This is a genomic window from Paenibacillus rubinfantis (assembly GCF_001486505.1).
GTDB classification, from domain to species: Bacteria; Bacillota; Bacilli; order Paenibacillales; family Paenibacillaceae; genus Fontibacillus; species Fontibacillus rubinfantis.
In genome coordinates this window covers 680,227-693,677 of the sequence record NZ_LN909065.1, presented here as the reverse complement: position 1 = coordinate 693,677, position 13,451 = coordinate 680,227, and the positions used below count along the sequence as shown (strand labels likewise).

The 13,451-nt window shown below is 54.9% G+C and carries 12 protein-coding genes; 9 read left to right on the top strand and 3 right to left on the bottom strand.

Annotated elements, in window-relative coordinates; genetic code table 11:
- The first annotated feature begins 112 nt into the window (after nucleotides 1-112).
- The 4 genes from BN3277_RS14645 (at nucleotide 113) to ptsP (ending at nucleotide 4,386) form a co-directional block, all read left to right on the top strand.
- Nucleotides 113-628: a shikimate kinase gene (locus BN3277_RS14645; protein WP_059043830.1), complete on the top strand. Its 516-nt coding sequence runs from the start codon at nucleotides 113-115 to the stop codon at nucleotides 626-628.
- A 30-nt stretch (nucleotides 629-658) separates the two neighbouring features.
- Nucleotides 659-1,951 carry a 3-phosphoshikimate 1-carboxyvinyltransferase gene (aroA, locus tag BN3277_RS14640; RefSeq protein ID WP_059043828.1) on the top strand — a complete coding sequence of 431 codons (1,293 nt, stop codon included), beginning with the start codon at nucleotides 659-661 and terminating at the stop codon, nucleotides 1,949-1,951.
- 58 nt (nucleotides 1,952-2,009) lie between these two features.
- Complete coding sequence (locus BN3277_RS14635) at nucleotides 2,010-2,438, top strand: CoA-binding protein (protein WP_059043826.1); 429 nt, start codon at nucleotides 2,010-2,012, stop codon at nucleotides 2,436-2,438.
- 205 nt (nucleotides 2,439-2,643) lie between these two features.
- The gene (gene ptsP / locus BN3277_RS14630; RefSeq protein ID WP_059043825.1) at nucleotides 2,644-4,386 is read left to right on the top strand and encodes a phosphoenolpyruvate--protein phosphotransferase; all 1,743 of its coding nucleotides are present in this window, start codon (nucleotides 2,644-2,646) and stop codon (nucleotides 4,384-4,386) included.
- A gap of 1,107 nt (nucleotides 4,387-5,493) precedes the next feature.
- Here the strand turns inward: ptsP and BN3277_RS14625 are convergent.
- Nucleotides 5,494-6,021, bottom strand: a complete 528-nt coding sequence (locus tag BN3277_RS14625) for a type 1 glutamine amidotransferase domain-containing protein (protein WP_059043813.1) — start codon at nucleotides 6,019-6,021, stop codon at nucleotides 5,494-5,496.
- A gap of 347 nt (nucleotides 6,022-6,368) precedes the next feature.
- Between BN3277_RS14625 and BN3277_RS14620 the strand changes: the two genes are divergently transcribed.
- The 4 genes from BN3277_RS14620 to BN3277_RS14605 all read left to right on the top strand — a co-directional run bounded on the left by BN3277_RS14620 (nucleotide 6,369) and on the right by BN3277_RS14605 (nucleotide 9,296).
- A complete protein-coding gene (locus BN3277_RS14620; RefSeq protein ID WP_059043812.1) occupies nucleotides 6,369-6,812 on the top strand; it encodes a hypothetical protein in 444 nt (147 codons plus the stop codon).
- A 121-nt stretch (nucleotides 6,813-6,933) separates the two neighbouring features.
- Entirely contained in the window at nucleotides 6,934-7,275 is a 342-nt protein-coding gene (gene ytxJ, locus BN3277_RS14615) for a bacillithiol system redox-active protein YtxJ (RefSeq protein WP_059043811.1), read from the top strand.
- A gap of 113 nt (nucleotides 7,276-7,388) precedes the next feature.
- Nucleotides 7,389-8,393: a catabolite control protein A gene (ccpA, locus tag BN3277_RS14610; protein WP_059043810.1), complete on the top strand. Its 1,005-nt coding sequence runs from the start codon at nucleotides 7,389-7,391 to the stop codon at nucleotides 8,391-8,393.
- 174 nt (nucleotides 8,394-8,567) lie between these two features.
- Nucleotides 8,568-9,296: a 5'-methylthioadenosine/adenosylhomocysteine nucleosidase gene (locus tag BN3277_RS14605; RefSeq protein ID WP_059043809.1), complete on the top strand. Its 729-nt coding sequence runs from the start codon at nucleotides 8,568-8,570 to the stop codon at nucleotides 9,294-9,296.
- A 24-nt stretch (nucleotides 9,297-9,320) separates the two neighbouring features.
- On the opposite strand, the gene BN3277_RS14600 is transcribed toward BN3277_RS14605, so the two are convergent.
- Nucleotides 9,321-10,499 (bottom strand): acetoin utilization protein AcuC, encoded by a 1,179-nt coding sequence (locus BN3277_RS14600; RefSeq protein ID WP_059043808.1) that lies wholly within the window; start codon nucleotides 10,497-10,499, stop codon nucleotides 9,321-9,323.
- 27 nt (nucleotides 10,500-10,526) lie between these two features.
- The gene (locus BN3277_RS14595; protein ID WP_059043807.1) at nucleotides 10,527-11,159 is read right to left on the bottom strand and encodes a GNAT family N-acetyltransferase; all 633 of its coding nucleotides are present in this window, start codon (nucleotides 11,157-11,159) and stop codon (nucleotides 10,527-10,529) included.
- A 317-nt stretch (nucleotides 11,160-11,476) separates the two neighbouring features.
- On the opposite strand from BN3277_RS14595, the gene acsA reads away from it, so the two are divergent.
- Nucleotides 11,477-13,201 (top strand): acetate--CoA ligase, encoded by a 1,725-nt coding sequence (acsA, locus tag BN3277_RS14590; RefSeq protein WP_059043806.1) that lies wholly within the window; start codon nucleotides 11,477-11,479, stop codon nucleotides 13,199-13,201.
- Nucleotides 13,202-13,451: the final 250 nt, after the last annotated feature.

The following is a 13,451-nucleotide window of genomic DNA, read 5'->3' as shown; positions in this document are numbered from 1 at the left end:
TCTGCCGGCTTCTTTTTCGTGTTGAAAAATGGTCGGCCTGTGTTATGATATGAAAAAGTTTACTCTGAGCAAGTCCCAATAAGCTGAACAGAGCAAGTAGGTGAACGAATAGATGAATCAACCGCCAAACAATATCGTGCTGATCGGCATGATGGGCACGGGGAAGTCGACTGTCGGCTTGCTCGTGGCGGCCGAGACCGGCCTGACGCTTGTCGACCTCGACCAGCGGATCGTAGCGGAAGCGGGACGGACGATTCCGGAGATATTCGCTTCCGAAGGGGAAGCTTACTTCCGCGACCTCGAATCCGCGGCGCTGCGAAGCACATTGCAGGAGCGCGGGGTCGTGCTGGCGACCGGCGGCGGCGCCGTGTTGCGCGAGGAGAATCGTCGGGTCATGCGGGACGGCGGCCTGGTGGTTGCGCTCCAAGCGACCGCGGAGGAGATTGTCGCTCGCGTCGGGGACGATCCGGGACGGCCGCTTTTGGCCGGAGGAGCGAAGGAGCGAATCACGGCGCTGTTGGAGGAACGGAAGGATGCTTATGCTTTTGCCCATCTGACCGTAGATACCTCGGGGAAAAGCGCGGAACAAGTAGCGGCTGAGATTTTAACGCATTACCGCGGTTCTTGATCAATTACTATAAAGGGGAATGTGAACAATATGGACGTTATCGTTAGGCCTACGCCGGAGCTGAAGGGCGAGATCGGAGCCTTATCCTCCAAAAACTACACAACCCGTTACCTGTTGGTTGCCGCTTTGGCGGAAGGGACAAGCACCGTGTATTACCCAGCGCATAGCGAGGATAGCGACGCGATGCGGCGCTGCATCGCCGATTTGGGCGCGGTGCTGCAAGAGGACGACGAGAAGATCGTCATCACCGGCTTCGGACGCCAGCCGAAGGACGTCAAGGAGCTTAACGTCGGCAATGCCGGCGCGGTGCTGCGCTTCCTGATGGCGATCGCGGCGTTGTGCCCGGAGGTGACGTTCGTGAACACCTATCCGGACTCGCTCGGGAAACGTCCGCATGATGATCTTATCGATGCGCTGGGGCAATTGGGCGTAGAGGTTAGCCATCACGAAGGCCGATTGCCAATCACGATTCGCGGCGGGGTGCCGAAGGGCGGGAAGATCCGCGTGTCCGGTGCAGTCAGCTCGCAGTACCTGAGCGCCTTGTTGTTCCTGACGCCGCTGCTTGCCGAAGACAGCGAAATCGAAGTGCTCAACGACCTCAAATCGAAGGTTGTGGTCGGTCAAACGCTGGAGGTGCTGGAGCAAGCCGGGATCGTGATTCATGCCAGCGACGATTACATGCATTTCCGCGTGCCTGGCGGGCAAAGCTACAAGGCGAAGACCTATACCGTGCAGGGCGATTATCCCGGCTCGGCGGCGATTTTGGCTGCGGCGGCCGTAACGAAGTCGGACGTGAAGGTGCACCGGCTGGCGGAACGCAGCAAACAAGGGGAACGCGCCGTCGTAGACGTTTTGCAGATGATGGACGTCCCGCTGACCCATCAGGACGGTACGGTGCATGTGCAAGGGAACGGCCGCCTGCGGCCGGTGGAGTTTGACGGCGATGCGGCGACCGACGCCGTATTGGCCATGGTCGCGGCTGCGGTGTTCGCCGATGGGACGTCCCGCTTCTACAACGTGGAGAATTTGCGCTATAAGGAATGCGACCGGATCACCGACTTTTTGACGGAGTTGAAAAAAGCCGGGGCCAACGTCGAGGAGCGCCAAGCGGAAATTATCGTGCACGGACGTCCGTCCGGCCTGGAAGGCGGCGTGACCATTAATGCGCACTATGACCACCGCGTCATTATGGCGCTGACCGTCGTGGGCCTGCGCTGCCGGGAGCCGCTGGTCATTAAGGATGCGCATCATGTGGCGAAGTCGTATCCGCAATTTTTTGACCATATCCTTTCGCTTGGCGCATCCGTGGAACGGGTAGAATAAACATAAACTAAGACGCAAGGCGCTGGCTGGGCCGACGCCGGCAAAGGAGGCTATTTAAATGGCATTCGAAAATCCAAGCCGTGAGGAAATCAAGGAAATTCTGCTGAACGCCGGGAATATCGCGGTTGTTGGGCTGTCCGACAAAACCGACCGGACTTCGTATATGGTTGCTCAAGCGCTCCAAAATAACGGTTACCGTATCATACCGGTGAACCCGACGGTGAGCGGTGAAATCCTGGGGGAAAAGGTATACCCAAGCTTATCGGATATCCCGGAACCGGTTGATATCGTGAACGTGTTCCGCCGCAGCGAGCAGACGCCGCCGGTCGCGGAGGAAGCGGTGAAAATCGGCGCCCGCGTGCTTTGGCTGCAGCAGGGGATTGTAAGTGAAGAAGCGTATGAAATCGCCTCGAAAGGCGGCCTGACCGTGATCATGGACCGCTGCATCAAGGTCGAGGACAGCATTTTGATCGGAAAACGCAGCTAAATGAAGCGAGGCCAATAGGACCCGTCCGCATCGGAGGGCCCTTTTTTGGCTTCTCGTTTTTCCTTTGACAAATTTGAGGGGCTAGGATTACCATAATGAAATAGATAGAGGGCATCCTAAAGAGGTGCTGAAAAGCTGATTTTTGAACTCTTATTCAAGAGAGCCTTGGAACAGGAACTTACAAGCAGGACTAGGGGGTCACTACATGATACAGGGGATCGGAGCAGCAGCGGGCGTCGCCATCGGCAAAGCTTTTGTGCTGCCCGCCTGGGAATGGGACGTACCGGATCGCCGGATGGAGAAGGTGGATCTCGCCAAAGAATTCGAGCGGTTGTACGAAGGTATTCGCACGTCCAAAACCGAAATCGAAGTGATGAAGAACGAGATTAAGGAGACGGTGGGTGCGGAGGAATCCGGCATCTTTGACGCCCATCTGGCGATCCTGGAGGATCCGGTGTTTATGAGTGAGATCCGAGGGATCATCGAACGCCAATACAAGGCGGCGGAGGTGGCCGTCAAGGAAGCGATCGACCATTTTGTCACGATGTTTGACCTGCTGGATGATGAATACATGAAAGAACGGGCGCTGGACATCAAGGATGTCGGCAATCGCTTGCTTAAGCATCTGCTTGGGACGCCGGACATCACTTTGCCGGCGGATACGCAGCCGTATATTTTGGTGGCGAAGGAGCTTTCCCCTTCCCAGCTGGTCCATTTGAATCCGGACAATGTGCTGGGCATGGTCACGATGGCCGGCGGCAAAACCTCGCATTCGGCGATCATGGCAAGGGCACTGGGGATTCCACTCGTGTCGGGACTCGAGAACAAGCTGACCGAGCCACTGCAAACCGGAGATCTGCTGGTCATCGACGGGGACGAGGGAGTGATGTATCTCAATCCCGAACCGCCGGTCGTAACGCGTTATACGGAACTGGCGGAGAAGCAGCGTCGCCGCAAAGAGCAACTGCAACTGCTGGCTGCGGTGGAAGCGATAACCAAAGACGGCGTACGTATGCGGCTCGCCGGGAATATCAGCTCCGTTAAGGATTTGGAGCTGGCTTTGAAGCACGGCGCGGAGGGCGTTGGTTTGTTCCGCACGGAATTTTTGTATATGGACCGGTCCACTTTTCCAGGGGAAGATGAGCAGTTTGAGGTGTACCGTCAGGTCGCGGAGAAGGCTGGGCCACACCCGGTTACCATTCGGACACTGGACATCGGCGGCGACAAGCAGCTGGAGTATTTTGAGCTGCAGGAAGAGGAGAACCCGGTGCTTGGCTATCGCGGGATCCGTATCAGCCTGGACAGCCGCGAGCTGTTCCAGACGCAGCTGGCAGCCGTTTTGCGCGCCAGCGCCTATGGCAAAATGAAGATCCTGTATCCGATGATCTCTTCGTTGGAGGAAATCCGCGCGGCGAATGCGATTTTGGAGGAAGCCAAGCAGGATTTGACCCGGCGGGGACTCGCCTACGACCCGGATATTCATGTAGGCATTATGATTGAAATTCCGGCCGCGGCGGCGATTGCCGATCTGCTGGCCCAGGAAGTGGACTTCTTCAGCATCGGCACCAACGATCTGGTGCAATACGTGCTAGCCGTCGACCGGATGAACGAGAAGATCGCCCATATGTATCATCCGTTCCACCCGGCCGTACTGCGGCTGCTGCGCCAAACGGTGCAAGCGGCCAAAGCGGCGGGCATCACCGTCAGCGTCTGCGGCGAGATGGCCGGGGACGAGAAGGCGGTGCCGCTCTGGTTGCACCTCGGCGTCACGGATCTGAGCATGTCGCCGCAAGCGCTGCTGCGAGTGAAGCATCGCGTCCTCAACTCCGACTCGCGGGAGAGCAAGGAAGTGGGTGCAGCCTGCTACCGCTTGCCGACCAGCGATCAGGTCGAATCCGAGCTGATCCGCTATGCGCATGAGCTGGAGCAGGAGCGGTTGGGGAAATAAAATAGGCCGTTCCCGGTGTCAGGATCGACACTGGGGGCGGCCTGTTTGTGTTATGTTGCGCCTGTTTGTACTATGTTGCGCCTGTTTGTACTAGCTTTCGCACCAGCTACCGAAGCTGAGATGTAAAAGTGCAGGCGGTTATTGTCGAAACCGTCGCAAAACGCTTGTTGAAATGTAAAAGTGCATTTGAAATTGGGGGATCGGGCCGATTTAGAGCTTTAAGGCCGATCTGAACTGCACTTTTACATTTAAAATTCGAATTTCAGAGATTTCGGGAGGATTGAACTGCACTTTTACAGTTGGCGGAAGCAAGTGGAGCTGAATGCAGAAGTAGTTGGTCGGCAGCACAGACGCGGCCTAGGCGCAGACTTTAGCTCTGATGCAAACGGTAGATACAGGGGAATTAACTTTACCCTACTTACCGTGCTGAGATGTAAAAGTGCAGGCGGTTTTTGTCGAAACCGTCGCATACCGTTTGTTGAAATGTAAAAGTGCATTTGAAATTGGGAGGATCGGGCCGATTTAGGGTTTTAAGGCCGATCTGAACTGCACTTTTACATTTAAAATCCGAATTTCGGAGATTTCGGGAAGATTGAACTGCACTTTTACAGTTGGCAGAAGCAAGTGGAGCTAAATGTAGAGGAATTTGGTTGGTAGCACAGACGCGACCTAGGCGCAGACGTTAGTACTGATGCAGACGTAGATGTTGTTGAAGTTAGTCGCCTGACTGAAGTGCATACATAGACACTGAGCGCAGACGTTAGTACTGATGCAGACGTAGATGTTGTTGAAGTTAGTCGCCTGACTGAAGTGCATACATAGACACTGAGCGAAGACGTTGGTGCTGATGCAGACGTAGATATTGGTGAGTTAGTCGCCTGACTCAAGTGCATACATAGACACTGAGCGAAGACGTTGGTGATGATGCAGACGTAGCTGCTGTTGAAGTTAGTCCCCTGACTCAGGTGCATACATAGGTACTGGGAGCGGACGTTGATCCGACCACGCCAGGTGCTGTCCAGCTAGCAGATGCCCCCATAATAATAGCGGGGTGCGGTAGCCAAGAACTCGCTACCGCACCCCGCCACACACCCCGCTCACACACCTCTACCGCTGGACGGCCACCGCTTCCACAAACGCTTTACCGTAAGCCGGAAGGTCCGGCGGACGGCGGGCCGAGATGATGTTCCCGTCCACGACGACGGCTTCATCGAGCCAGGTTGCGCCGGCGTTTGTCATATCGTCGCGGATGCCCGGCGTGGACGTTACGGTCACGCCTTTCAGGATCCCGGCGGAGATGAGCACCCAGCCGGCGTGGCAGATCTGCCCGATCGGCTTCTTCGCAGCGTGCAACTCGCGAACGAGCTGAAGCACCTTGTCGTAACGACGAAGCTTGTCCGGTGCCCAACCGCCGGGAACCAGAATCCCGTCATACGCGCTGGCATCAATTTCCTCAAAGGCAAATTCCGCTTCGGCGGGGACGCCGTATTTGCCGATGTATTTTTTGCCTTTCACCGGGCCAGCTAAATGCACCTCAGCCCCCTCTTCGCGAACGCGGTAGATCGGGTACCACAACTCCAAATCCTCAAACTCCTCATCCACGAGAGCAATGATCTTTTTGCCAGTTAATCTCAATTCCAACTCCTCCTGACTTTTATGGTACTTGACGAAAACTCGTTTCAATATTTTAATTGTATCAAAAATGATGACTATTTCTATGCCCGGCGGTTTCTGAAAGCTTTCCAAATATGGCAATTTTAAGTACAGTTCGCCAGTAGAAGGAGATTCTCGCAGAGGGGTCGAATAAGATCTAATAAGATCTATATTCACGATATTCATAAGAAAAAAGTCGATCGACACACTTTCCAAGCAGCCAGACCGCGATGAGCGGTAGTTTGACTCATGATGAATGCTTTCTTATATCTAATTTCTAACAAAATCATCGAAATTAAAAATGTAGAGGACTAAGATGAGGTGGTACCGTGCGTAAGCACTGTCATTGCGGGCAAATGATGAACCTAGGCTTCAGGCTGGTCATTTTTGAAGGAATCTATGAAATCGACCGTGTTCCAATTTACGAGTGCGAGGACTGCAGCTTCTACGAGGTGCTTCCCGAGGTAAAGTCGGATCTGACGGACATGCTGGCTGAGCTCAAGAAGGAGCAGCCGAACGGCCGCGTTTATTTTACCGAGCGGAACGAGTTGGCTGACCTGATCTTCAGCATCTATCGCCAATGGAACCGGACAGAGAACGCCTCCTTTGAGGGTTTGCTGGAGCAGCAATGCGAAGAACGCATCAACCTGCTGCTCGACCTGTACGGAGGGGCCAAGAACATCAATGATCTAGAATGGATGAACGAGATCTCCAAACGTCTCTCCCAATTGTCTAAATATGTCAAAAATCGACAGCTTTCTAGGGCCAATTGACGATTTTACTCGATTTTTGCAAATCATTTTGTAAATCATGTTGTATTTTCATTTCTCTTTTTGTTAAGATATCAACAGAACATCTGGAGATTCTTATTCGAACAAAAGGGGATGAAACGTCATGTCCAAATGGATGAGAATACAATCGATCCAGGAGCTGAATGATGCATTGGAACGCTCCTCAAGCCAGCCGTTATTGCTATTTAAGCACAGTACCCGCTGCCCGATCAGTGCCGGGGCACATAAGGAAGCGGAGGCTTATTTGAACGGGACTCCGCGCGAAGACGTTACATACGGGCTGATTTACGTCATTGAGAACCGGGACGTATCCAACGAGGCGGCCGAGCGGCTTGGCGTTAAGCATGAATCCCCTCAAGCGATCCTGATCAAGGAAGGACAAGCCGTCTGGAACACGTCCCATTCCAAGATCACAAAGGCTGCGTTACAGGAGATTTTACGCTGAGTGAAGCGTTATCATTGCATAAAGTAGTATTTTGTCGTATCATAAATTTAATTGAAGCTCTGGAACTTTACCGGATGAACGAGTGAAAATCTATTGGCAATGGAGAGAAGAATGTGACGGTTACCATTTACGATGTGGCACGTGAAGCAGGCGTCTCGATGGCCACGGTTTCCCGGGTTGTCAACAACAATCCGAATGTGAAGCCGCAGACCCGGAAAAAGGTTTACGAAGCGATAGAACGGTTAGGCTACCGGCCGAATGCCGTAGCCAGGGGTCTTGCCAGCAAGAAGACCACCACAGTGGGTGTGGTCATCCCCGATATTTCGAATTCGATCTTTGCGGAAATCGCACGGGGCATCGAAGATATTGCAAACATGTATCACTATAACATTATTTTGTGTAATGCTGACAAACGCAAAGAGAAGGAGATTCGCGTCATCAACACGTTGCTCGAGAAGCAAGTGGACGGGCTCCTGTTCATGGGCGGAACCGTAACGGAGGAACATATTCAAGCGTTCCAGACGTCCGCGGTGCCGATCGTACTTTGCGCAACCAGCGACGAGAACGGATTGTATCCTTCTGTGGATATCGATCATGAAGCGGCGGCTTTTGACGCGGTCAGCACACTGATCCGCCATGGACATCGCGAGATTGCGATGATCAGCGGAACACTGCAGGATCCGGCGAACGGCTATGCGAGATTCCAAGGGTACAAACGCGCGCTGGAAACAGCGGGCATCCAGTACCAAGAGGATCTGGTGCGGATCGGCAACTATCGTTATGAATCCGGTGTGGAAGCGATGAAGTATTTCCTGGGGCTGAAGAAGCGCCCGACGGCGATCTTCGCAGCGACGGACGAAATGGCGATCGGCGCGATCCACAGCATTCAGGATGAAGGCTTGAAGGTGCCGGACGACTTCTCAATTATCAGCGTTGACAATATCCGCATGGCTTCGATGGTGCGTCCTCAACTGACGACGGTCGCTCAGCCGATGTACGACCTTGGTGCGGTTGCGATGCGTTTATTAACGAAGCTGATGAAGAAGGAAACGGTTGAGAACCCGCGGGTGATTTTGCCGCACGAGACGATCTTGCGGTTGTCCGTTAGCCACGTTTAAGGGCTGGGGCTTGCCTCAGGCAGACGTTTAGAGAGATAAGCAACACAAAGAGAATATATATGAAAAAGGTTAACAACGGAAAAAGCTCCTTGCATAAGGAGCTTTTTTGAGCATTCGGGGACAATAATTCGTGCCCGCACCGATCGACGGGAGAAACAGGAGGGAGAGACGGAGATGTACAAAATGATTGGCCTGATGGGGGCCATGGATGAAGAAATTGCATTGCTGCTCGAAAAGGTGGAGCATCAGGAGGCGGTTGAAGCGGCAGGGGCACGTTTTGTCAAGGGCGTGCTGCATGGGCGGAACGTCGTCGTGTGTAAATCCGGTGTTGGCAAAGTGAACGCCGCGGCTACCACTCAAGTCCTGATCGACCGCTTTGGGGCCGATACGATTTGGTTTACGGGAGTGGCTGGAGCGGTACATCGCGAGTTGAATGTAGGCGACATCGTGATCTCGTCAACTTGCTTACAGCACGATATGGACGTGCGTCCGCTGGGCTATGCGCGAGGGATTACGCCGTACCAGGATGTCTCTGACTTTCCGGCAGATCCAGCGTTGATTCGATTGGCCCAAGACGCTTGCACTCGCCAGTGTACGGATCATCAATACCGGGTGGGGCGGGTATTGTCCGGGGATCAATTTATCGCGGATCCGGAATTCGTGGCCTCCGTTCTGTACCGGGAGCTGGACGGCGCTTGTGTCGAAATGGAAGGGGCGGCCCTTGCCCAAGTATGCTATCGAAACGGGGTACCGTTTATTGTGCTCCGCTCCATCTCGGACAAGGCGGACGGCTCCGCTGATGTGAATTTTGCTGAGTTTACTGAATTGGCCGCGCGTCGGTCCTTTGCTATTCTGAACGATATGGTTAAACATGCCGACGAGGCAAAAAATAAACCCAGGTGAGGCCATTTGAGCCTCACCTGAGTCTTAGGGATAATCCTGCAAAGCGACCGCGAGAGTCTCGCGGTTTTTTGTCGTGATTTCTGCTCGCCGGGGGATGCCCTCCCAATGGGATAGATCATCCAGCCAAGCGGCAGGCAGTTGGAACGGGGTTTGCGGCTGCCAGCGGTCCATCCAGGGCTGTGGCAGCGGGAGCAGCGGGGTGTCGCGCAGGGAGGCGATCAGCGGATGATCGCTCATCTCCAGCCACAGTAAGCTCCAGGCGCGGGGGACGACCCGCCAGAAGTCGTAGCCGCCGCCTCCCATGGCGACCCAGCGACCCTCGCAATACGTATGAGCCAGCTCGTGCAGGATCGCCGGCATGTCCCGGTAGATCGACATGCTGCAGTGCATATGCGACAGCGGGTCCAGCGCATGCGCGTCGCAGCCGTGCAGGCTGACAATCAAATCCGGCTGGAAATGGGCCGCCAGACGCCGGATAGATTCCTCGAAGCATTCCATCCACGAGGCGTCTTCCGTGTAAGGCTGAAGCGGCAGGTTCATGCAAGCGCCGTAACCTTGATGTTCACCGCGTTCCGGCAGGAAGCCGGTGCCCGGGAACAGGTATTTGCCCGTCTCGTGGATCGAATACGTGCACACATCGGGGTCGGAATAAAAGCTCCACTGGACCCCGTCTCCGTGGTGTACGTCCGTGTCGACGTACAGGACGCGGGCGCCGTAATTGCGGCGGGCATAATCGATGGCCACCGCGGCATCGTTGTAGACGCAGAAGCCGGCGGCTTTGGCCGACAGCGCGTGATGCAGGCCACCGCCGAGATGCAGGGCGTGGGTCGTGGAGCCGGAGAGCACAGCCTCCACAGCTGTAATCGTCCCTCCGGTGACCCATGCCGCCGATTCGTGCATGCCGGGAAAATACGGCGTATCCTCGTCCAGCAACCCAAACTGCTCACCGCGGGTAATCCAATCCGCCTCAGGACGCGGGCGGCTTAATTGTTTGACGGCTTCAACGTACGCTGGCTGATGGATCCATAACAGTTCCTCGTCGGTCGCAGGGCGCGACAGGTGCATTTGCTGTGGCGTTAGTGCACCGAGCTCCCGAAGCAAATCCATCGTTAGTTCCAGCCGGATCGGATGGAACGGATGGCCGTCGTGAAACCGGTAGTTCATGGCCTGCTCATGGTGGACAAATAAAGCGCTTCCAGGCATGGATGCATCACGCCTTCCTTTTTACTGTCAGTACATAAAACGCTGCTGAAAACGAATCCGGTCAAACTGCTCCTCGGAGGACAAAGGAACCTCCTTGCCAATCCGGACCATCAGGCAATTGGCCGGATGGGAGCAAATCTCCGGGTCGTCGGTGGCATACCAGACCATATCGACCGTCTTCATCAACCGCTCCATCATGCTGCGATATTCCCAGACGGAGAGGCCGCTATTTTTCAAATCCCAATGCCAATAATATTCGGTCGTAAAGACGATGTACTTCTCCATCTGGCCGTCCTCAAACGCCGTACGGATCATCTTCGACCCCAATCCGAGCGACCGGTAGTCGTCGGCGACTTCGATGGCTCCCAGCTCGATGAGATCGGGCATCTGGCCCTGGGACCACCGCTCCATTTCGTCCGGATAGTGAAAAGTCACATAACCCACGATGGTTGACTCCTCCCGGGCCAGGATAATGCGCCCCTCTGGAAGACCGGCGATCTCCACCAAAGCGGCGTGCTGGTCGACCGGCTTGCGGAACGCGTCCAGATCGGGATGCATTTTTAAGGTTTGGAGATGCGAAGGGGGGACCGGCCCCTCCACGACAATTTCACGATGCTGATGGGGCAGGGTGTGGCGGATATACGTTTTTTGGTGTTCCATGGAACCGCCTCCTTTGCTCGTTCCCCTCACTTATAACAGAAAAATGAAAAATTGAAAAGTGTAGCCTGTGCGCGAAAACGTGTGCTATAATGTTCTCCGACATAAAATATTCACATTTTCTGGCCGTTTGTGTGATCGTTGTTCTCGAAAAAATCGCCTCAGTCGCTAGAGTTTATCGTTGCTTTTCGATCAAAACGGATGCCCACACCCATGAATGATGCTGAATCAAGCTTTCAACTTACGCAGCTATGTATCCGTTTTCATAAAACTTTGATCTATTGCTTGGGGATTTCCAAAGATTAAGGGAGGATGAAACGATGAGTCAACTGCAAGGAGAAGTGATTTCACCGGGCGTTCCGTCGTCCAACATGGGCAGCTACGAAGAGGCATATAGCAATTTCCGATGGGAGGATGTCGAGAAGCAGTTCTCTTGGTACGTCACGGGTAAAGTCAACATGGCTTACGAGGCGATCGACCGTCACGTCGATGCGGGCAAGGGTGAGCGCGTGGCGCTCCGTTTTAGCGATCCTACCCGGGAGGAGTCGTATACGTATGAAGACATGCAGGGGCTGACGAACCAGTTCGCTAACGTGTTGCGCAAGTACGGCATCACAAAGGGGGACCGAGTTTTCGTCTTTATGCCGCGGACGCCGGAGCTCTATGTGAGTGTATTGGGGACGGTTAAGGTCGGTGCGGTCGTCGGGCCGCTGTTCGAGGCGTTTATGGAAACGGCGGTTAAGGATCGCTTGGAGGACAGCGGGGCGGTTGCGCTGGTTACGACGCCGGCGTTGCTGCCACGGGTAAAACGCGAGGAGCTGCCGACGCTGCGGACCATCATTGTTGTAGGCGATGATGTGGCGGCTGGGAACGGGATCGTCGATTATAAGGCGGAAATGGAAGCTGCATCCCCTCAAGCCGAGATCGAGTGGGTGAACCGCGAGGACGGCCTGATTTTGCATTATACGTCGGGTTCGACCGGCAAACCAAAAGGCGTTTACCATGTGCATAACGCCATGATCCAGCATTATCATACCGGCAACGTCGTGCTGGACCTGAAGGAAGGGGACGTCTATTGGTGTACGGCGGACCCGGGATGGGTTACCGGCACGTCCTACGGCATTTTTGCCCCATGGCTGCACGGTGTGACTAACGTCGTCCGCGGCGGGCGCTTTAGTCCGGCCGACTGGTATGAGACGATTCAGAAGAACCAGGTGACCGTCTGGTACAGCGCGCCAACGGCATTCCGCATGCTCATGGGGGCGGGGCAGGACGTCATTAAGCAATATGATCTGTCGTCACTCCGCCATGTCATGTCCGTTGGTGAACCGCTGAACCCTGAGGTAGTACGCTGGGGGATGAAGGTGTACAATCATCGGATTCACGACACGTGGTGGATGACGGAAACGGGTGGACAGCTCATCTGCAACTATCCGTCGATGCCGATCAAACCCGGCTCCATGGGTAAGCCGGTGCCGGGCATCGAGGCCGCCATTATCGACGAGAATGGCAAAGAGCTGCCGCCGTACCGGATGGGCAACTTGGCCATCCGAACGCCGTGGCCGTCCGTGATGCGGCTGATCTGGAACAATGCGCCGAAATACGAGGAATATTTCCGTATCCCCGGCTGGTACATTTCCGGCGATACGGCTTACATGGACGAAGACGGCTACTTCTGGTTCCAGGGCCGGATCGACGACGTGATCAACTCCTCCGGCGAGCGGATTGGACCGTTTGAGGTCGAGAGCAAGCTCGTCGAGCATCCGGCCGTCGCGGAAGCGGGGGTGATCGGCAAGCCGGATCCGGTGCGCGGGGAGATCATCAAAGCGTTCATCTCGCTGCGTGAAGGCTTTACGCCATCTGATGAGCTGAAGGCGGAGATCGCCAAGTTCGTCAAGGAAGGGCTGTCCGCCCACGCCGCCCCACGCGAAATCGAGTTCAAAGACAAACTGCCCAAGACCCGCTCCGGCAAAATTATGCGCCGCGTACTCAAAGCCTGGGAGCTCAACCTCCCGGCCGGCGACTTGTCGACGATCGAGGATTGAGCGTAGCCATAATAGGAAAGTCCCTTCAAGCGGATGCTTGAGGGGACTTTTTATTAGTGCGCCACGCATGGCGCGTAGCTAGGCGGTGAAAGTCCGCTATGGGGGCTGGCAGTTGCCAACCATTAGCCAAGAGCAAGGGTGTCCATCGTGAGGTGGAATCTGAAGGAAGCTGGAGGCAAAGTCCCGGCCTGAGGAACACGAATCGCATCAGGCATCCAAAGTGGGATGAGTCTGCTAAACAAGACGAAAT